The sequence below is a fragment of the Sphingomonas sp. UYEF23 genome, from assembly GCF_040546165.1.
Taxonomy (GTDB): domain Bacteria; phylum Pseudomonadota; class Alphaproteobacteria; order Sphingomonadales; family Sphingomonadaceae; genus Sphingomonas; species Sphingomonas glacialis.
On the sequence record NZ_JBEPNG010000003.1, the window covers coordinates 178,110 to 196,067 of the forward strand.

At 68.3% G+C, this 17,958-nt stretch carries 15 protein-coding genes; 8 read left to right on the forward strand and 7 right to left on the reverse strand.

Annotated features, from left to right (window positions below):
* The first annotated feature begins 9 nt into the window (after positions 1-9).
* Positions 10-570, forward strand: a complete 561-nt coding sequence (locus tag ABIB28_RS06920; protein WP_229839376.1) for a c-type cytochrome — start codon at positions 10-12, stop codon at positions 568-570.
* Between the two features lie 60 nt (positions 571-630).
* On the opposite strand, the gene ABIB28_RS06925 is transcribed toward ABIB28_RS06920, so the two are convergent.
* The 7 genes from ABIB28_RS06925 to ABIB28_RS06955 all read right to left on the reverse strand — a co-directional run bounded on the left by ABIB28_RS06925 (position 631) and on the right by ABIB28_RS06955 (position 7,088).
* Positions 631-915, reverse strand: a complete 285-nt coding sequence (locus ABIB28_RS06925) for a hypothetical protein (protein WP_354287368.1) — start codon at positions 913-915, stop codon at positions 631-633.
* A complete protein-coding gene (locus ABIB28_RS06930) occupies positions 912-1,415 on the reverse strand; it encodes a TspO/MBR family protein (protein ID WP_133191457.1) in 504 nt (167 codons plus the stop codon). Before ABIB28_RS06930 ends, ABIB28_RS06925 begins: the two co-directional genes overlap by 4 nt.
* On the reverse strand, positions 1,412-2,593 hold the full coding sequence (locus ABIB28_RS06935) for a geranylgeranyl diphosphate reductase (protein ID WP_354287371.1): 1,182 nt from the start codon (positions 2,591-2,593) through the stop codon (positions 1,412-1,414). Before ABIB28_RS06935 ends, ABIB28_RS06930 begins: the two co-directional genes overlap by 4 nt.
* Positions 2,590-3,909: a BCD family MFS transporter gene (locus tag ABIB28_RS06940; protein ID WP_189676380.1), complete on the reverse strand. Its 1,320-nt coding sequence runs from the start codon at positions 3,907-3,909 to the stop codon at positions 2,590-2,592. Before ABIB28_RS06940 ends, ABIB28_RS06935 begins: the two co-directional genes overlap by 4 nt.
* A complete protein-coding gene (gene chlG, locus ABIB28_RS06945; protein WP_354287373.1) occupies positions 3,906-4,817 on the reverse strand; it encodes a chlorophyll synthase ChlG in 912 nt (303 codons plus the stop codon). The genes ABIB28_RS06940 and chlG overlap by 4 nt, the downstream gene beginning before the upstream one ends.
* Before the next feature lie 77 nt (positions 4,818-4,894).
* Positions 4,895-6,235: a transcriptional regulator PpsR gene (gene ppsR, locus ABIB28_RS06950; RefSeq protein WP_354287375.1), complete on the reverse strand. Its 1,341-nt coding sequence runs from the start codon at positions 6,233-6,235 to the stop codon at positions 4,895-4,897.
* Positions 6,236-6,389: 154 nt separating this feature from the next.
* The gene (locus ABIB28_RS06955) at positions 6,390-7,088 is read right to left on the reverse strand and encodes a cobalamin B12-binding domain-containing protein (protein WP_354287377.1); all 699 of its coding nucleotides are present in this window, start codon (positions 7,086-7,088) and stop codon (positions 6,390-6,392) included.
* A gap of 422 nt (positions 7,089-7,510) precedes the next feature.
* On the opposite strand from ABIB28_RS06955, the gene bchF reads away from it, so the two are divergent.
* The 7 genes from bchF (at position 7,511) to ABIB28_RS06990 (ending at position 17,956) form a co-directional block, all read left to right on the forward strand.
* Entirely contained in the window at positions 7,511-8,038 is a 528-nt protein-coding gene (gene bchF, locus ABIB28_RS06960; RefSeq protein WP_189676383.1) for a 2-vinyl bacteriochlorophyllide hydratase, read from the forward strand.
* Positions 8,035-9,321 carry a ferredoxin:protochlorophyllide reductase (ATP-dependent) subunit N gene (locus ABIB28_RS06965; protein ID WP_354287380.1) on the forward strand — a complete coding sequence of 429 codons (1,287 nt, stop codon included), beginning with the start codon at positions 8,035-8,037 and terminating at the stop codon, positions 9,319-9,321. The genes bchF and ABIB28_RS06965 overlap by 4 nt, the downstream gene beginning before the upstream one ends.
* 40 nt (positions 9,322-9,361) lie before the next feature.
* Complete coding sequence (gene bchB, locus ABIB28_RS06970; RefSeq protein WP_354287382.1) at positions 9,362-11,029, forward strand: ferredoxin:protochlorophyllide reductase (ATP-dependent) subunit B; 1,668 nt, start codon at positions 9,362-9,364, stop codon at positions 11,027-11,029.
* Positions 11,019-14,738, forward strand: coding sequence for a magnesium chelatase subunit H (locus tag ABIB28_RS06975; protein ID WP_354287384.1), 3,720 nt, complete (start codon positions 11,019-11,021; stop codon positions 14,736-14,738). The genes bchB and ABIB28_RS06975 overlap by 11 nt, the downstream gene beginning before the upstream one ends.
* Positions 14,739-14,749: 11 nt before the next feature.
* Positions 14,750-15,640 (forward strand): ferredoxin:protochlorophyllide reductase (ATP-dependent) iron-sulfur ATP-binding protein, encoded by an 891-nt coding sequence (gene bchL, locus ABIB28_RS06980; protein ID WP_133191447.1) that lies wholly within the window; start codon positions 14,750-14,752, stop codon positions 15,638-15,640.
* A 139-nt stretch (positions 15,641-15,779) separates the two neighbouring features.
* Entirely contained in the window at positions 15,780-16,466 is a 687-nt protein-coding gene (gene bchM, locus ABIB28_RS06985) for a magnesium protoporphyrin IX methyltransferase (RefSeq protein ID WP_354287386.1), read from the forward strand.
* Positions 16,463-17,956, forward strand: a complete 1,494-nt coding sequence (locus tag ABIB28_RS06990; protein WP_354287388.1) for a BCD family MFS transporter — start codon at positions 16,463-16,465, stop codon at positions 17,954-17,956. The genes bchM and ABIB28_RS06990 overlap by 4 nt, the downstream gene beginning before the upstream one ends.
* Positions 17,957-17,958: the final 2 nt, after the last annotated feature.

Genomic DNA, 17,958 nt, shown 5'->3' on the forward strand with positions numbered 1-17,958 from the left:
AGCAGGATCATGCGCACACCATCAACGATGCGGATTGGCCATATTATCTTCGGCGTGTCATGCGCCGCGCTTGCGCTGACGGCGTGCGCAAAGAAAGCCGAAACCGAACAGACCAGCACCACCACGACGACCGAGACTGCGGCCGCCACCGCGCCGGCCGCCGCGCCTGCGACGGCACCGGGTGCCGCTGCGCCCGCCGCCGCGGCTGCGGTCGCTGCCGACAATGTCGACACGATCGCCGGGGTCAAGCTCGCCGCCTATACCGGCGACGCCAAGAAGGGCGAGGCGGACTTCATCACGTGCAAGACTTGCCACGCGATCGAAGCGGGCGTGAACAAGATCGGTCCGTCGCTGCATGCCGTCGTCGGGCGCAAGGCCGGGATCATTCCGGGCTTCGTCTATTCGACCGCCAACAAGAATAGCGGCATCACCTGGACCGAGGAAAAGCTGTTCCAGTACCTCGAAAATCCGCAGCGCATCGTCCCCGGCACCAAGATGTCGTTTGCCGGTTGGCCAACCGACCCGCAGAAGCGCGCCGACGTCATCGCCTATCTCAAGGCAAATTCGTAAACACCGCTTGAGCGATCGTCACCCCGGGCGATGGCCTGGGGTGGCGGTCCCCCGCCCCGATTACCGCGCTTGCCGCGCGCGCCTACCGCGATCACGCAGCATCAGGTCGGCAAGGTGCGCCGGAAACGACAGCACCAGCGCGAGCGCGATCCACGGCCACGCCATCCCGACCAATGCCGCGCGCAATGCCAGCAGCAGGATGACACCGGGCAACAGACACGCCACCGCCGCGCGCAGCGTCCAGCCCTGCCACCGCATCAACCATAGCGCCTCGAGCAGCACGATGCCGAGGATCAAGTCGATCGCGTGCCCCCGCGCATAGAGCCAGTCGGCAAGCGCGCTCACCCAAACGGCCCGTTGAGCCGCGCAATCGTCATCGTGAGATAGCCGGCGAAGGTGACCACACCGAGATACGGCAGCAGCAGCAAAGCCGCTGCGAGCGAACGCGGCCACAGCGTGTAGATCCACACCACGATCGCGACCCACCACGCCACCGCCTCCACCGCCGCCCAATCGGGGCGATGCAGCCGGAAGAGCAGCACGCTCCACACGATGTTGAGGAAACCAGTGAGCGCGAAGAGCCCGATCATCCACTCGGCGCCATGCCGGTCGGGGATCGCGCGCCAGCCGGTGACCGCAGCGCATGTGGTGATCAGGTAGATCGTCGTCCACACGACGCCATACGCCGCCTCGGGCGGGGCCCAGCGCGGCTGCACCAAGCCGTGATACCACGGCCCGATCTCGGTGATCGTCCCCCCCATCACCGCGACAAGCAGCGCGGCACACGCCGCAACCGCGATCGGCAAGCCCCAGGCGGGGTGCACGACGGATGGTGTGCGCCTCATGCCGGTGCGAGCCCGAGCAAATGGCGCATGTCCTTGAGGAAGATGCGGACATGCGCGACCGGCTTCGCGCGAACGAGTCGCTTGTGCATATAGGCGTCCCAGGTCAGCCGCTGGACGTCGGGATCCTCGCAGATCTTGACGAAGCGCTCGCGCCGCTTGTCGTTTGCGTACCAGAAATATTGCATGATCCCGAGGATCCAGAATACCCGGCCGTGCGCGCGCAGGAAGCGCTTGCGCGCTTGCCGCAGCACCGCCGCCTTGCCGGTCACGAGATACGCCTCGATCGCCTCGGCGGCATAGCGCCCGCCCGCCATCGCATAATAGATGCCCTCGCCCGACGCTGGCGCGACGACGCCGGCCGCATCGCCTGCAACCAGCACGTCGCGGCCATTGTCCCAGCGTTTGAGCGGCTTGAGCGGGATCGGCGCGCCTTCGCAGCGCAGCGTCTCGCATGCATCGAGCCCGGTCTGCGCCCGCAGCGCCGCGACCGACGCGCGCAGCGCGAAGCCCTTGCGTGCGCTGCCCACGCCGACGCTCGCGGTGTCGCCGTGCGGGAACACCCAGGCGTAGAAGTCGGGCGAATGCTTGCCCTGATAGAAGACGTCGCAGCGCGCCGGGTCGAAATCGGCGCTGCCATCGGCAGGGGCGGCGATGATCTCGTGATAGGCAAAGACGCACGGTACCGGCGGAACCCCCGTCAGCTCGGTCCGCGCGACCTCGGAGCGTGCCCCGTCGGCGCCGATCACGCAGCGCGTCGAAATGCGCTGCTCGGCCTCGCCGCGCGCACCGCGCAGCACGACCACCGGATGCCCGTCCTCGCGTTCGATCCGCGCGAAGCTGCCGGTGCGCCGCTCGGCCCCCGCCAACGCGGCGCGTGCGCGCAACCATTCGTCGAAATCGGCGCGATCGACCAGCCCGACGAAACCGTCGCCGACAGGCATGTCGACCGACTTGGCCGATGGCGCGACCATCCGTGCGGCGGTGGCACGCGCGACGAGCAAATGCTCGGGTATCTCGAAATCGAGGATCGCGCGCGGTGGGATCGCGCCCCCGCACGGCTTGATCCGCCCGCCGCGGTCGAGCAGCAGCACGCGGCGTCCGCTCCGCGCGAGGTCGGTCGCGGCGGTTGCCCCCGCGGGCCCGCCGCCAATCACAACACAGTCGAAATCGGGTGTCATATCGTCACCTCGCGGCCAATCGCGCCGGCGCGGCGCGGTGCGTCGATCGAAACAGCGGCGGCGATGAGGAACAACAGCGCCTCCGCGCCGAACACGAGCATGAAGGTCTCGGGCAGCGAGCCGAGCGTCGCACGCCCGACGTCGACCGCGACCGCACCGATCAGCCCGCCAAGCCCGAACGCGATCGCTTGCGCCGCGCCCCACACGCCCATCCGCAACCCCGCTTGCGCTTCGCCGTCCGCGCCCGCCAGCGCCATCATCGCGCCGATCGCGGCGACTGCGAACACGCCATTGGCAAAACCGAGCGCAAAGATGTTGGCAAGGATCGGCCAGCCCGGCCCGACGCGCGCCGCCAGCGCGAGCCCCGCCAGCGCCAGCGCCGACCCAATACACCCGCCGACGATCCAGCGCTGCAGCGTAGTGCCGCGCCGCGCATCGAACGCACCGCCGGCAAGCCCAACCACGATCATGCCGAGGAGCACGCCACCATGCTGGATCCCCGAGACCTGAGTCGACTGGCTCGGCGTCATCCCGAAGCGCAGCCCGGTAAAGGGCTCGAGGATCAAGTCCTGCATCGCGTATGCGAGCATCGACAAGAAGACGAAGCCGGTAAACCCGCGCGCGCGGCGATCGGCCCACAGCGCCACGAGCGCCGGGCGGAGCGGAACGCGCGCAGCAGGCGTCGCTGGACGCGGTGTCCCGCCCGCAGCTTCGACGCCCCAGATCGCCACCGTCGCGAGCAGGAAGGCGGCGCTGGCGATGCCGTCGACCACCAGTTGCAACCGCGCGAACGAGAAGGGATCGATGAGCTTGCCCGCCACGCCCGCCGACACCACGATCCCGACGACCATCATGATCCAGGTGATCGCCGCCGCCGCCGCACGGCGCTCGGGTGCAACGCGCGTGGCGAGGACCGCGAGCAGCGACGTCCCCGCCGCCCCGACGCCTGCGCCGATCAGGCTGAAGCCGAGCACCGCGACCGCGATCCCCATCGCGGCCGACTGCGCGACCACTCCGACCGCCGCGACCGCGAGCATCGCCCCGCATGCGAGCACCGCCATCCCGCCAATCACCCACGGCGTCCTCCGCCGGCCACTGTCCGAGCGATGCCCCCATAGCGGGCGCGAGAGCTGCACCGCATAATGCCACGCGACGAGCCCGGCGGGCAGCGCCGCGGGCAAGGCGTATTCGACCACCATCACGCGATTGAGCAGCGACGTCGCCAGCATCACGATCGCGCCGATCGCGCTTTGCACCAGCCCCAACCGGACGATGCCGACCCAGCCGAGCCCCGCCTGCGATGCCGCGCGCGTCATAGCCCGAGCACTCCACCGAGCCCGAGCGCCGAGGCCAGCATGCCGAGGACATACAGGCTAGTGCCCGTCGCATTGTACCACGGCGTGAAGCGCAGCGGATCGCGCAGCAGGCGCGTCATCAACGCCAGCTGCCCGACGAGCAAGGCGGTAACGCTCGTCGCGACGAGCGCGTGCTGCCACAGCCCGAGCAGCACGATCACGCCGATTTGCGGGAGGATCATCACGCTACAGGCGAGCCGCGCCGCACGATCGACGCCGAGCGTCGCCGGCAGCGAGCGGATCCCCATCGCGCGATCGCCTTCGACCGCCTTGAAATCGTTGAGCGTCATGATGCCGAACGCGCCGGCACTGTACAGCAGCAGAATCGCGAGGATCTGCGGCGACGGGAACGCCCCCGCCATCACGGCCGCGCCGGTAAACCAGGTCAGCCCCTCATAGGTCAGCGCCACCGCGATCGGCCCCCAGACCCCGCTTTGCTTGAGCCGGAACGGCGGCGCGCTGTACGCCCAGGCGAAGACCAGCGCGAGGCACGTCGCAGCGAACACCCAGCGGTCGGTCGCCGCCGCGACGACAAGCGCCAGCACGGTACCGATGATCGCGATCCACAGACCCCATTGGCCGGCGATCCGGCCCGAGGGGATCGGCCGTCCAGGCTCGTTGATCGCGTCGACATGGCGGTCGAACCAGTCGTTGACCGCTTGGCTGGTGCCGCACACCAGCGGCCCGACGAGCAAGATCCCGGCGATGAGAAACGGCAACCGGCTCGCTACCGGCACGCCCGCCGACGCCACGCCGCAGCCGAACGCCCAGATCGGGGGAAACCACGTGATCGGCTTGAGCAGCTCGAGCACGTCGCGGAGCCGCGGAAGCTGCGGAGCAGCGAGCGAAGGAGTCGTCACACGTGCCATGCCGCAAAGCTATGGCGGACATGTTCCAACGTCAAATGATTTTGACACTCGCCGTGTCAAGCAGGACTGTCAGTGCGTCAATTGTCGCCCGAAACGAGATTGCCCAACCCGTGCCGGTGGAGCTTGGAATAGAGGCTTTGCCGACTCACCCCGAGGATTTCCGCGGCCGATGCGCGATTGTCCGAGGTATAAGCGAGCGCCGCCTCGATGCAGAGCCGCTCGATCAAGTCGGTCGATTCGCGGACGATATCCTTGAGCGACATCCGTCCGACCAATTCGGTCAGTTGCTCGACCGATCGCGGCGCGGCGCGCTCCTCGGGCGCCACGCTGCTCAAGCGCCGCGCGACATTGCGGATCGTGAAGCCGTAGCATAGCGAATCGCCTTGCGGCGCGACGACGCCCGACAGCTCGATCTCTTCCTGCGCGCCGTTCTGACCGCGCAGAATCGTCGCGACGTTGCGGACGGCGGTATGATCGCGGATCTGCGCGAGGATCAGGTCGAGATCGATACCGGGGCGCCCGAGCCATGTGCCGAGCGGCGCGCCGATCACGCGCTCGGCCGACGCAACGCCCGCCAGCTCGACGAACGCGGCGTTCGCGACGAGGATAGTGAGGTCGGCATCGGTCAGCACGAAGGCGTCGGGCATGTGCTCGATGACATCCTCCACCGCCGCGGCATGCGAGGCGAGCACTGGCTGCGGCGCAGCAGCGACGATCCGCACGAGCAACAGCGCCGCGCGCCCCTGGCGGAACAGCCGCGCCGAGATTTCCGCATTGCCGTGTTCGCCAGCGAGCCGGACCGCGATCGACGGGAGATCGTCGGTCGCGCTCGCCGCGCCGAGATGCGCGATGAAGCTGTCCCGATCCTCGGCTGCGACGATCGCCCCGATCGACTGGTCCGCAAGGGCCCCGTCCGTGACGCCAAGCAGATTGAGCGCCGCCGGATTGCTCTCCCGGATGCGGCGCGTCGCGGCATCGACGATCAGGATCGGCTCGGTGCCGAGATCGAACAGCATGCGATAGCGCGCCTCGGCCTGGCGCAGCTTGATATAGTCGCGTTCGAGCGACTGCTGGGTCTGGAGCAAGCGCTGCTGGAGCGCCGCCGCCGCGCGCATCTCTCGACCGATCGCGATGATGCTGCCATCGGCACCCGTTTTCATGACGAGATAGCGGATCGGCACGTCGCCGCTGGGCAGGATGTGATTGACCTGCCGCCAGCGCGTCGACTCGCCATGCTCGGCGAGCATGTCGATGATCTTCGGCTGGCTTTCCGACGTGACGACATCGTGCCACCGCTGGCCGACCCAGTCGCGCACGCCCTGCGCGTCGAGCTCGGCATTGGGAACCGCGATGTCGCGGATCACGCCAGCAGAATCGAGCACCAGCGCGACATCGCCAACCGAGGCAAGCAACGACACGGCTGCGTGGGGCGCAAGCGTACGCACCACCATTTCGGGATCGCAAAAGGCATTGGGTGCAGGATGGGGGGGACGATCGTTCATCGCCGAACCGTTCATACTCCTGAAGTCCTTCGTCCCGCGGGGTGCCTGCCCCGCGCGACCCGAAATTAGATCAGCCCGTCATCGACGCAACAGCCTCCCGTGCCACCGCATCGACCAGCTCGCCAGCGACGCGAACCGCCGCACGCGCGTCGGGTGCCGTCCCGTCGGCACCGACCGCGGCGGCGCGGCTGGCATCAAGGGCAAACACTCGTCCGCCGACCATCACGCAAATCCGCGGGTTACAAGACGCCGCACGGATAGCGCGCACGATCGAAGGCAAGGGCGCGATATGGCAGTCACACGTGATCGTCAATCCGACCAGGTCGAACCAAGTGTCGCGAACGCGCTCGAGCAACTGCGCCGTTGTCGCTTCGGCGATGCGATCGGTCATCCAGCCATTGGCGCAGAACAGCTCGTCGATGACGACGGTGCCGAAGCTGTGCTGATCGCCCTCGAGCGACGCGAACAGCGCGCGCCGTGCGAGATGCGGGATATGGCCATCGGGGGTGGTACGCCCGAAGACTTCGTGAACGACCTCCTGCAGCCGCCACAGGCCCATCGTCACATCGACGAAATCGCAGCGATCCTCTTCCCAGAACTGCCCGAGCATCCGCGCCGCGGGGGCGAGCAGATCGACCAGCAGCGTCTCGCGCGACACGCCGCGGGCCAGCAGCGCCTCGACATGCGCGAGCAGTTCGTCGGCCTCGACTTGCAGCGCGAGCGGCGCGAACGCCGCGACCTCGGTCTCGGCGATCCGATCGCTGTGCATGCCCTCGGCCGCGGCAATCGGCGCGGCGTGCGCAACGAGCAAGCGCGGGATGATCTCGCATTCGATCAAGTGATTTAGCGCGCGCGCCTTGTCAGCCGGAGGCGCGGGCTGCGGGGTATCGCGCCTTTCGAGCGTAGATCGATCGCGCAAGCGACTTAACCGCGCACGACCGCGCTGGACGAACTCTTCGAACCTGAGCACCGAAGCCACCCCGACTCTCCCGGTCTGGTTGATCACGCGACGTACGTCGGCGGCCATGTTTGGCTGGTCCGGCGACTCGCAACCTATGCCTCTCGGAAGTCCATGACAACGCACTATCGATGCGGCACCGCACCATTATGTCATAATTATTGGACGTCAATTTATATTGACACTCGGAATGGGCTGGCCCAGTCTTTCCGCACGACAAGTGGAGCGGGGAAATGCAGCAGAGCGGGCGTTCCGGCACGAAATTGAGCCCCCCGGCAGCGGTGGGGCTCTACACGCCCGAACAGCGGCTGCGGCGCGACGCGACTCGCTGGACGCTCGTCCAGGGCCTGCTTGCGCCGCTGCAATTCCTCGTCTTCCTGGTCAGCACGGTGCTGGTTCTGCGCTATCTCGCGACCGGACACGGCGCGACCGCGGCGACCGTCTCGATCGTGTTCAAGACGCTGACGCTCTACACGATCATGATCACCGGGTCGTTCTGGGAAAAGGCGGTGTTCGACCGCTGGCTGTTCGCCGACGCCTTCTTCTGGGAGGATGTCGTCAGCTTCCTCGTGCTCGGCCTGCACACCGCTTATCTGGCGATGCTGGCGTTCGGGCTCGGCAGCGAACGCGGGCGGATGCTCCTCGCGCTCGCCGCCTACGCCACCTATGTCGTCAACGCGACGCAATTCCTGCTCAAGCTGCGCGCCGCCCGGCTGCAGAGCAACGGCCACGCCGCGCGCTTGCAAGCGGTGACGGCATGACCGCGCTGACCCTGCCCGCGAGCAGCGACTGCGCACCCGCCCCGCGCGCCGTGTTGCGCGAGCGCGGCCAGCGCGAAGTGTTCTGCGGGCTGACCGGCATCATCTGGCTGCACCGCAAGGTGCAGGACGCGTTCTTCCTCGTCGTCGGCTCGCGCACCTGCGCGCATCTGCTCCAATCGGCGGCGGGCGTGATGGTGTTCGCCGAGCCGCGCTTCGGCACGGCGATCATCGAGGAGCGCGACCTCGCCGGGATGGTCGATTGCAATGCCGAGCTCGACCGCGTCGTCGACCGGCTGCTTGCGCGCCGCCCCGATATCAAGCTGCTGTTCCTGGTCGGCTCGTGCCCGTCCGAAGTGATCAAGCTCGACCTGTCGCGCGCGGCGCAGCGGCTGTCGCTCAAGCATTCGGGCGCGACGCGCGTGCTCAATTATTCGGGTAGCGGGATCGAGACGACCTTCACCGAAGGCGAGGATGCGTGCCTTGCCGCGCTGGTGCCCGAGCTTGCCGCGACGCCACCTGGTGCGGCGCCCGAGCTGATGATCGTCGGCGCGCTCCCCGACGTGGTCGAGGACCAGTTCCTGCGGCTGTTCGCGCAATTGGGGATCCCGCGCGTCCACAGCTTCCCCGCGCGGCGCGCCGGCGCGATGCCGCCGGTCGGGCCCAACACGCGCTTCCTGCTCGCGCAGCCCTTCCTCGGCGAAACCGCGCGCGCGCTCGAAGATCGCGGCGCGGTGCGGCTCGATGCGCTGTTCCCGTTCGGCGCCGAGGGCACGACCGCCTGGCTCCACGCCGCCGCGGTCGCGTTCGGGATCGACGAGATGCACTTCCGCGCGGTGATCGCCCCGGGCCGCGAACGTGCCAAGCGTGCGATCGCCCATGCGCGCGACCGGCTTGGCGGCAAGAGCATCTTCTTTCTCCCCGATTCGCAGCTCGAACTGCCGCTGGCGCGCTTTCTCGCGCAAGAGCTCGGCATGGTGCCGCTCGAAGTCGGCACGCCCTATCTCCACCGCGCGCATATGGCGCGCGAGCTCGCGCTGCTGCCCGCCGAGACGGTGATCAGCGAAGGGCAGGACGTCGACCGCCAGCTCGACCGCGTCCGTGCGGCGCGGCCCGACTTGACGGTATGCGGACTCGGGCTCGCCAACCCGCTCGAGGCCGAAGGGCTGACGACGAAATGGGCGATCGAACTCGTCTTCTCGCCGATCCACGGCTTCGACCAGGCGGGCGATCTCGCCGACCTCTTCGCGCGTCCGCTGCGGCGGCGCGACGTGTTGAAGGTATGACGTCGGTGTCCGCGTCCGCTCTGCTCGACCGGGGGCTGCGATGCAGCTGACCGTCTGGACCTATGAAGGCCCGCCGCATGTCGGCGCGATGCGGATCGCGACCGCGATGGAGGGCGTCCACTACGTGCTCCACGCGCCGCAGGGCGACACCTATGCCGACCTGCTGTTCACGATGATCGAACGCCGCGGCAAGCGCCCGCCGGTCACCTACACGACCTTCCAGGCGCGCGATCTCGGCAAGGATACCGCGGCGCTGTTCCAGACCGCGGTGCGCGAGGCGATCGATCGCTTCGCGCCGCAGGCACTGCTCGTCGGCGCCTCGTGCACCGCCGAACTGATCCAGGACGATCCGGCCGGGCTTGCATCGGCGCTGCGGCTGCCGATCCCGGTGATCGCGCTCGAACTGCCGAGCTATCAGCGCAAGGAGAATTGGGGCGCGGCCGAAACCTTCTACCAGCTGGTCCGCGCTTTGTGTCCGTCGGCAAAGGCCGAGGCCGAGCCGCGCAAGGATGGCCCACACACGCCGAGCGCCAACATCCTCGGCCCGACCGCGCTCGGCTTTCGCCACCGCGACGACGTCGTCGAGATCACCCGGCTCCTCGGGACGCTCGGCATTGCCGTCAACGTCGTCGCCCCGCTCGGCGCGACGCCCGCCGACCTCGCCCGGATCCCTGACGCCGATTTCAACATCAGCCTGTATCCCGAGATCGCCGACACCGCGTGCCGCTGGCTCGAGCGCACGCATGGTCAGAAGACCGTCCGCACCGTGCCGATCGGCTACGGCGCAACGCGCGATTTCATCGCCGAGGTCGCCGCGCTTGCCGGCGTAGATCCGACCGCCGCACTCGATACGTCGCGGCTGCCATGGTGGAGCCGCTCGGTCGATTCGACCTATCTCACGGGCAAGCGCGTCTTCATCTTCGGCGATGCAACGCACGCCGTTGCCGCCGCCCGCGTTGCCCGCGACGAGTTCGGCTTCGAAGTGGTCGGGCTCGGCTGCTACAATCGCGAATTCGCGCGCGAGATTCGCGCCGCCGCCGAGCGGTACGGGCTCGAGCCGCTGATCACCGACGACTATCTCGAAGTCGAGGACGCGATCGCCAAGCTCCAGCCCGAGCTCGTGCTCGGCACGCAGATGGAGCGCCACATCGCCAAGCGGCTGCGCATCCCGTGCGCGGTGATCTCGGCGCCGGTCCACGTCCAGGATTTCCCCGCGCGCTACTCGCCGCAAATGGGGTTCGAGGGTGCGAACGTGCTGTTCGACACATGGGTCCACCCGCTGGTGATGGGGCTCGAGGAACATCTGCTGACGATGTTTCGCGACGATTTCGAGTTTTCGGACCACGCGGGGGCGAGTCATCTGGGGCATGGCGCCGCTCCAATCCTCCCCCGCGAACCGCAGGAGGCGGCCCCTCAGCCGTCAGCGAACGGTGGCGGGGAAGCAACGGCAGGTGTCGCGCCCGCCCCCCTCCACCCCTCGGCTGAACGCGCCGAGCTGTCCCCCGCCCCCGCCCCCGCCCACACCCCCGCCGAAGCGGAGAAGGATCGGGAGGGCTGGTCCGCCGAGGCCGAGCGCGAGCTGCTGAAAATTCCGTTCTTCGTCCGCGGCAAGGCGCGCCGCAACACCGAGCGCTATGCCACCGAGCACGGCATCGCCGCGATCACGCTCGACACGCTCTATGACGCAAAGGCGCATTATGCCCGCTAGCGCACCCAGCCCCGCCGGCTCTGGATCGACCGCGGTCCACGTCGTCATCGTCACGCTCGACAATCATCTGGCGGGCGCGGTCCAGCGCGCGCAGGCGCGGCTCGCGCGCGAAAATCCCGGGATCACGATCGGCTTCCACGCCGCCGCCGATTGGGAGGAAAAGCCCGAAACGCTCGCCGCCGCCCGCGCCGACATCGCGCGCGGCGATATCGTGCTGGCGACGATGCTCTTCCTCGAGGATCATATCCGCGCGGTTCTGCCTCAGCTCGAGGCGCGCCGCGAGGACTGCGACGCGATGGTCGGGCTGATGTCCGGCGGCGATGTCGTCAAGCTCACGCGGATGGGCGACTATCGCATGGACCGCCCGAGCGGCGGAATGCTCGCCTTGCTCAAGAAATTGCGCGGATCCCCCAAGCCTGCGGCAAGCGGCGGCGCCAAGCAGATGGCGATGCTGCGGCGCCTGCCCAAGATCCTGCGCTTCGTCCCTGGCACCGCGCAGGACGTCCGCGCCTATTTCCTGACGATGCAATATTGGCTCGCGGCGTCGGACGACAATGTCGTCGAGATGATCCGTGCGCTGGTCGACCGCTATGCAGACGGTCCGCGCCGCGCGCTGCGGGGGACGATCAAGGCGCAGGCGCCGCGCGAGTATCCCGAAGTCGGCGTCTATCACCCCGTGCTGCCAGGCCGCATCGCCACCACCGCGACCGAGCTGCCGCGTCGGCGCGATGCGCGCGGCACCGTCGGGCTGCTGATGCTGCGCTCGTACATCCTCGCCAAAGATGCCGGCCATTATGACGGCGTGATCGCCGCGCTCGAAGCGCGCGGGCTCGACGTGATCCCGGCGTTTGCCGGTGGGCTCGACGGGCGTCCGGCGATCGAGGCGCTGTTCCAGCACGACGGTGTCGCGACGGTCGATGCGGTGATCAACCTCACCGGGTTCAGCCTGGTCGGCGGTCCTGCCTATAACGACGCCGCGGCGGCCGAAGCGGTGCTCGCCAAGCTCGACGTCCCCTACATCGCCGCGCATCCGGTCGAGTTCCAGTCGCTCCAGGCCTGGGCGGCGAATGCGCAAGGGCTGCTCCCGCTCGAATCGACGATGATGATCGCGATCCCCGAGCTCGACGGCGGCACCGTTCCGATGCTGTTCGGCGGCAAGTCCGACGGCACCGCCTGCACCGGCTGCGCACGCCACTGCAGCTTCCCCGACGCCACGACACCGCGCGCGATGCAGCCCTGCAGCGAGCGCGCCGATATGCTCGCTGCACGCGTGCTGAAGCTGATCGCACTGCGCCGCGCCGAGAATGCCGAGAAGCGTGTCGCAATCGTGCTGTTCAACTTCCCGCCCAACGCCGGTGCCGCGGGCACCGCGCAATTCCTCAGCGTCTTCGCCTCGCTCCACGCGACGCTCGCGCGGCTCGGGCGCGAAGGCTATCAGGTCGAGATTCCCGCAACCGTCGATGCGCTCCGCGAGGCGATCCTCGGCGGCAACGCCGCGCGCTTCGGGACCGAGGCCAATGTCCACGCCAAGGTCGGCGCCGACGCGATCGTCGCACGCGAGACCTGGCTTGCCGAGATCGAGGCGTCATGGGGCCCTGCGCCGGGCAAATTGCAGTCCGACGGCACTTCGGTGCAGATCCTCGGCCGGCAATTCGGCAATGTGTTCGTCGGGCTCCAACCCGCTTTGGGCTATGAGGGCGATCCGATGCGGTTGCTGTTCGCGGGCCGCTTTGCCCCGACGCATGCCTTCGCCGCTTTCTACCGCTGGCTGCGCGAGGATTTCGCGGCGCACGCGGTGCTGCACTTCGGCACGCATGGCAGCCTCGAATTCATGCCCGGCAAGCAGACCGGGTTGAGCGCGGCCTGCTGGCCCGACCGGCTGATCGGCGACTTGCCCAACATCTATCTCTACGCCGCCAACAATCCCTCGGAAGGCGTGCTCGCCAAACGCCGCTCGGGCGCGACGCTGGTATCGTATCTCACGCCCGCGCTGACCAATGCCGGCGTCTACAAGGGCCTCGCCGCGCTGAAGGCGTCGGTCGAGCGCTGGCGTGTCGCCGCACCGGGCAGCGACGAAGCGCGCGACCTGGCGGAGCTGATCCGCGACCAGGCGAACGACCTCGACCTCGCGCGTGCTCCGGCCGATGCCGGGGCTGCGCCGGCGCAGGACGACGCATGGATCGCCGACCTCGCCGCGCGCCTCTACGAGATCGAGCGCGAGCTGATCCCGCAAGGCCTCCACGTCGCCGGCGAAGCGGCGAGCCGCGAGGAGCGGATCGCGATGATCGCCGCCACGCTCCAGGCGCGCGGCGAAACGCTCCCGCCCGAGACGATCGTCGCTTTGGTCGATGGCACGCGCGCCGCCGACACGCCGTTGCTCAAGGACATGGCCGCGCTCGACGCCGCGCTGTCGGCCAATGGCGAGATCGACGGTATCGTCACTGCGCTTGCCGGGCGCTACATCCACCCGGTCACCGGCGGCGATCTGCTGCGCAATCCCGAGATCCTGCCGACCGGGCGCAACATCCACGGCTTCGACCCGTTCCGCATCCCCTCGGCCTTCGCGGTCAAGGACGGCGCAGCACAGGCGCAGCGGCTGATCGAGCGCAGCCTCGCCGATTCGGGGCATCTGCCCGAGACGGTCGCGATGGTGCTGTGGGGTACCGACAATCTCAAGAGCGAGGGCGCGCAGATCGCGCAGGCGCTCGCGCTGCTCGGCGCGCGCCCGCGCTTCGACAGCTATAACCGGCTGGCGGGCGCCGAACTGGTCCCGCTGGAAGAGCTCGGTCGCCCGCGGATCGACGTCGTCGTCACGCTGTCGGGGGTGTTCCGCGACCTGTTGCCGCTCCAGACGCGGATGCTCGCGCAAGCCGCGTTGCTCGCGGCCGAGGCCGACGAGCCCGACGCGCAGAATTTCGTCCGCCGCCATGCCCGCGCACATGCCGCGGCGCAGGGCTGCGACCTCGAAACCGCGGCGCTGCGGGTCTTCTCGAATGCCGAGGGCGCATATGGCGCCAACGTCAATCTGATGATCGACACCGGCGCGTGGACCGATCCCGACGAGCTCGCCGACAGTTTCGAGCGGCAAAAGGGCTATGCCTACGGGGTCAAGGGCGCGCCGGTACGCCAGCCCGAATTGCTCAAGGCCGCACTCCAGACGGTCGATTGCGCCTATCAGAACCTCGAAAGCGTCGAGCTCGGCATCACCAGCATCGACCAATATGTCGATACGCTCGGCGGGATCAGCCGCGCGGTGACGCGCGCCAAGGGCGGCCAGACTGCGCCGGTCTATATCGGCGACCAGACGCAAGGCACCGGCAAGGTGCGATCGTTGCAGGAGCAAGTCGCGCTCGAAACGCGGACGCGCGTGCTCAACCCGGTCTGGACCGAGGGGCTGCTGCGCCACGGCTATGAAGGCGTCCGCCAGATCGAGGGCAGCGTCACGACGACGATGGGCTGGTCGGCAACGACCGGCGAGGTCGATCCCTGGGTCTATCAGCGCATCAGCGAAACCTATGTGCTCGACGCCGAAATGCGCGAGCGGATCGCGGCGCTCAATCCCAAGGCTTCGGCGCGTGTCGCCAACCGGCTGATCGAAGCCTCCGAACGCAAATACTGGACTCCCGACGCGGCGACGCTCGCCGCACTCCATGCCGCCAGCGATGAACTCGAGGATCGTCTCGAAGGCATCGTTGCGGTGGCGGCATAAAGGAATTTCGCATGGCTCTGCTCGACCCACCCATCCGCGGCCTCGACGGCGAAGGTTCACTCCAGGTCGGGCTCGACCCCAATGACCGGATCGGCAACGCCAAGGTGTTCGCGGTGTACGGCAAGGGCGGGATCGGCAAGTCGACCACGTCGTCGAACCTCTCCGCCGCCTTCTCGCTGCTCGGCAAACGCGTGCTGCAGATCGGCTGCGACCCCAAGCACGACAGCACCTTCACGCTCACCAAGAAACTGATGCCGACGGTGATCGACGTGCTCGAGACGGTCGAATTCCACGCCGAGGAATTGCGGCCCGAGGATTATATGTTCGAGGGCTATAACGGCGTGATGTGCGTCGAGGCGGGCGGCCCGCCGGCCGGCACCGGGTGCGGCGGCTATGTCGTCGGGCAGACGGTCAAGCTGCTCAAGCAGCACCATCTGCTCGAGGAAACCGACGTCGTGATCTTCGACGTGCTCGGCGACGTGGTGTGCGGCGGGTTCGCCGCCCCGCTGCAACATGCCGAGCGCGCGGTGGTGGTCGCGGCGAACGATTTCGACAGCATTTTCGCGATGAATCGCATCGTCGCGGCGATCAAGGCCAAGGCCAAAAATTACGACGTGCGGATGGCGGGGGTGATCGCCAACCGCTCGGCCGCGACCGACGAGATCGACCGGTTCAATGCCGCCACGGGGTTGAAGCGGCTCGCGCATTTCCCCGATCTCGACGCGATCCGCCGCTCGCGCCTCAAGAAATGCACCCTGTTCGAGATGGACTCGACCCCTGAGGTCGACGCCGCCTGCCTCGAATACAAACGCCTCGCCGCACAGATGTGGGCCGGCTGCGAGCCGCTCGATGCGCAACCGATGAAGGATCGCGAGATCTTCGAATTTCTGGGGTTCGAATGATGCGCTCCTCCGCCTGCTCCCTCACCGTCATCCCCGCGCAGGCGGGGATCCATACGGGCGAACGTCTCCTGTCGCTTGCGGGGGTTGCTGCAATGGATTCCCGCCTTCGCGGGAATGACAGCGGTGTGAGGCACGCGCGATGAGCACGGCGAGCTACACCCACTTCCGCGGCAATCTCGAAACCTATTTCGATCGCACCGCGGCCAAGGCGTGGGAGCAGCTCACGTCGGACGCCCCGGTCAGCGGAATTCGCGCGACGGTGCGCGCCGGGCGCACCACGATGCGCGATACGCTGCTGTCGTGGCTCCCCGCCGACATGACGGGCCTTCGCCTGCTCGATGCCGGCTGCGGCACCGGCGCGCTCGCGGTGGCGGCGGCTGAGCGCGGTGCGCAAGTGGTGGCGATCGACGTCGCGGGCAGCCTCGTCCAGATCGCACGCGACCGCGCACCGGCGCATCTGGCGATCGACTGGCGCGTCGGCGATCTGCTCGATCCCGCGCTCGGGCATTTCGACCATGTCGTCGCGATGGACTCGCTGATCCACTACCGCGCGTTCGATATCGTCGCGGTGCTGCAACAGCTCGCCGAACGCACGCACGGCTCGATCGTCTTCACCTTCGCGCCGCAAACGCCGCTGTTGATGGCGATGCTCGGCATGGGACGGCTGTTCCCGCGCAGCGACCGCTCGCCCGCGATCCTGCCGGTGCGCGATCGCTTGCTCCGCACGCTCATCACCAACGCGGTCCCGACCAGCCGGATCGGGCGCGACCGGCGCATCTCGGCGAGCTTCTATACCAGCCATGCGCTCGAGCTGGTGACGGCGTGAGCGACCTCTCCGCCTTGAAAGCCTCGCTCGCACCGCGCGCAGTGGCGGAGCCCGGACGACTCGCGACGGTGCGGAGCGGCGCCTTCTGGGGACGGCTCGGCACGCGCTTCCTGCCCTTTGCCGATGCCGCCACCACCGAACTCCCGCTCGGACGGCTGCTGCGGCTGTCGCTGTTCCAGGTCTCGGTCGGGATGGCGGCGGTGTTGCTCACCGGCACGCTCAACCGCGTGATGATCGTCGAGCTCGGCATGGCGTCATGGGCGGTCGCGGCGATGGTGTCGCTGCCCTTGCTGTTCGCACCGCTTCGCGCGCTGATCGGCTTCAAATCGGACCGGCACCAGTCGATCCTCGGCTGGAAGCGCGTTCCCTATATCTGGTTCGGCACGCTGCTCCAGTTCGGCGGCTTCGCTTTGCTCCCGTTCGCGCTGCTGGTGATGACGGGGCTCGGGCACGGCCCGACGATCGTCGGACAGATCGGCGCCGGGATCGCTTTCCTGATGGTCGGCGCGGGGATGCACACGACGCAGACCGCCGGCCTCGCGCTCGCGACCGATCTTGCGCCAGCCGAAAGCCGGCCGCGCGTCGTCGCCTTGCTCTATGTCATGCTGCTGCTCGGAATGATGGTCAGCGCGATCGTCATCGGCCGGCTGCTCGACCATTTCACCCCGACGCATCTGGTCCAGATCGTCCAGGGCGCAGCGGTGCTGACCGTCGTGCTCAACATCACCGCCTTGTGGAAGCAGGAAGCGCGGCGTCGTGGCGGCACCGCACCCGAGGAAAACTCCGCCCCCTTCCGCGAGATCTGGGCGCTGTTCATCGCGCGCCCGCGCACGCTGCGGCTGCTGGTCGCAACCGGGCTGGGATCGGCCGCCTTCTCGATGCAGGACGTGTTGCTCGAACCTTACGGCGGGCAGATCCTCGGCCTGTCGGTCGGCGCGACGACGTCGCTCACCGCTTTGTGGGCGGTCGGCATGCTCAGCGGCTTCGCGCTCGCCGCGCGCAGCCTGGCGGATGGTGGCGAACCGCACCGCCTCGCGGGCTTCGGCGGCGTCGCGGGGATCGCGGCGTTCCTTTGCGTGATCTTTGCAGCGCCGCTGCACGCGAGCGCTTTGCTGGCGATCGGCGCGACGATCATCGGCTTTGGCGGTGGCCTCTTCTCGGTCGGCACGCTGACTGCGGCGATGGCGATCTCCGACAGCGCAGAGCTCGACGGTCGCAACGGCCTTGCGCTCGGTGCGTGGGGTGCGGTGCAGGCGACCTGCGCGGGTGCGGCGATCGCCATCGGCGCGATCGTCCGCGACGTGACCAGCGCCGCTGCGACCGCGCGCGACCTCGGCCCGACGCTCGCCGATCCGGCGACCGGCTACGGCGTCGTCTACGGCGTCGAGATCATCCTGCTGCTCGCCACGCTCGTCGTGCTCGGGCCGCTCGTCCGCCCGGTCGCACCCTCGCAGACCATTCGCTTCGGCCTGGCCGAATTTCCGGCTTGAAC

What these genes read in the sequence shown, in the direction of transcription:
- ABIB28_RS06920 (WP_229839376.1), top strand. Translation starts at nt 10, where the DNA reads ATGCGCACACCATCAACGATGCGGATTGGCCATATTATCTTCGGCGTG.
- ABIB28_RS06930 (WP_133191457.1), bottom strand. Translation starts at nt 1,415, where the DNA reads ATGAGGCGCACACCATCCGTCGTGCACCCCGCCTGGGGCTTGCCGATC.
- ABIB28_RS06935 (WP_354287371.1), bottom strand. Translation starts at nt 2,593, where the DNA reads ATGACACCCGATTTCGACTGTGTTGTGATTGGCGGCGGGCCCGCGGGG.
- ABIB28_RS06940 (WP_189676380.1), bottom strand. Translation starts at nt 3,909, where the DNA reads ATGACGCGCGCGGCATCGCAGGCGGGGCTCGGCTGGGTCGGCATCGTC.
- chlG (WP_354287373.1), bottom strand. Translation starts at nt 4,817, where the DNA reads ATGGCACGTGTGACGACTCCTTCGCTCGCTGCTCCGCAGCTTCCGCGG.
- ABIB28_RS06955 (WP_354287377.1), bottom strand. Translation starts at nt 7,088, where the DNA reads ATGCACAGCGATCGGATCGCCGAGACCGAGGTCGCGGCGTTCGCGCCG.
- bchF (WP_189676383.1), top strand. Translation starts at nt 7,511, where the DNA reads ATGCAGCAGAGCGGGCGTTCCGGCACGAAATTGAGCCCCCCGGCAGCG.
- ABIB28_RS06965 (WP_354287380.1), top strand. Translation starts at nt 8,035, where the DNA reads ATGACCGCGCTGACCCTGCCCGCGAGCAGCGACTGCGCACCCGCCCCG.
- bchB (WP_354287382.1), top strand. Translation starts at nt 9,362, where the DNA reads ATGCAGCTGACCGTCTGGACCTATGAAGGCCCGCCGCATGTCGGCGCG.
- ABIB28_RS06975 (WP_354287384.1), top strand. Translation starts at nt 11,019, where the DNA reads ATGCCCGCTAGCGCACCCAGCCCCGCCGGCTCTGGATCGACCGCGGTC.
- bchL (WP_133191447.1), top strand. Translation starts at nt 14,750, where the DNA reads ATGGCTCTGCTCGACCCACCCATCCGCGGCCTCGACGGCGAAGGTTCA.
- bchM (WP_354287386.1), top strand. Translation starts at nt 15,780, where the DNA reads ATGAGCACGGCGAGCTACACCCACTTCCGCGGCAATCTCGAAACCTAT.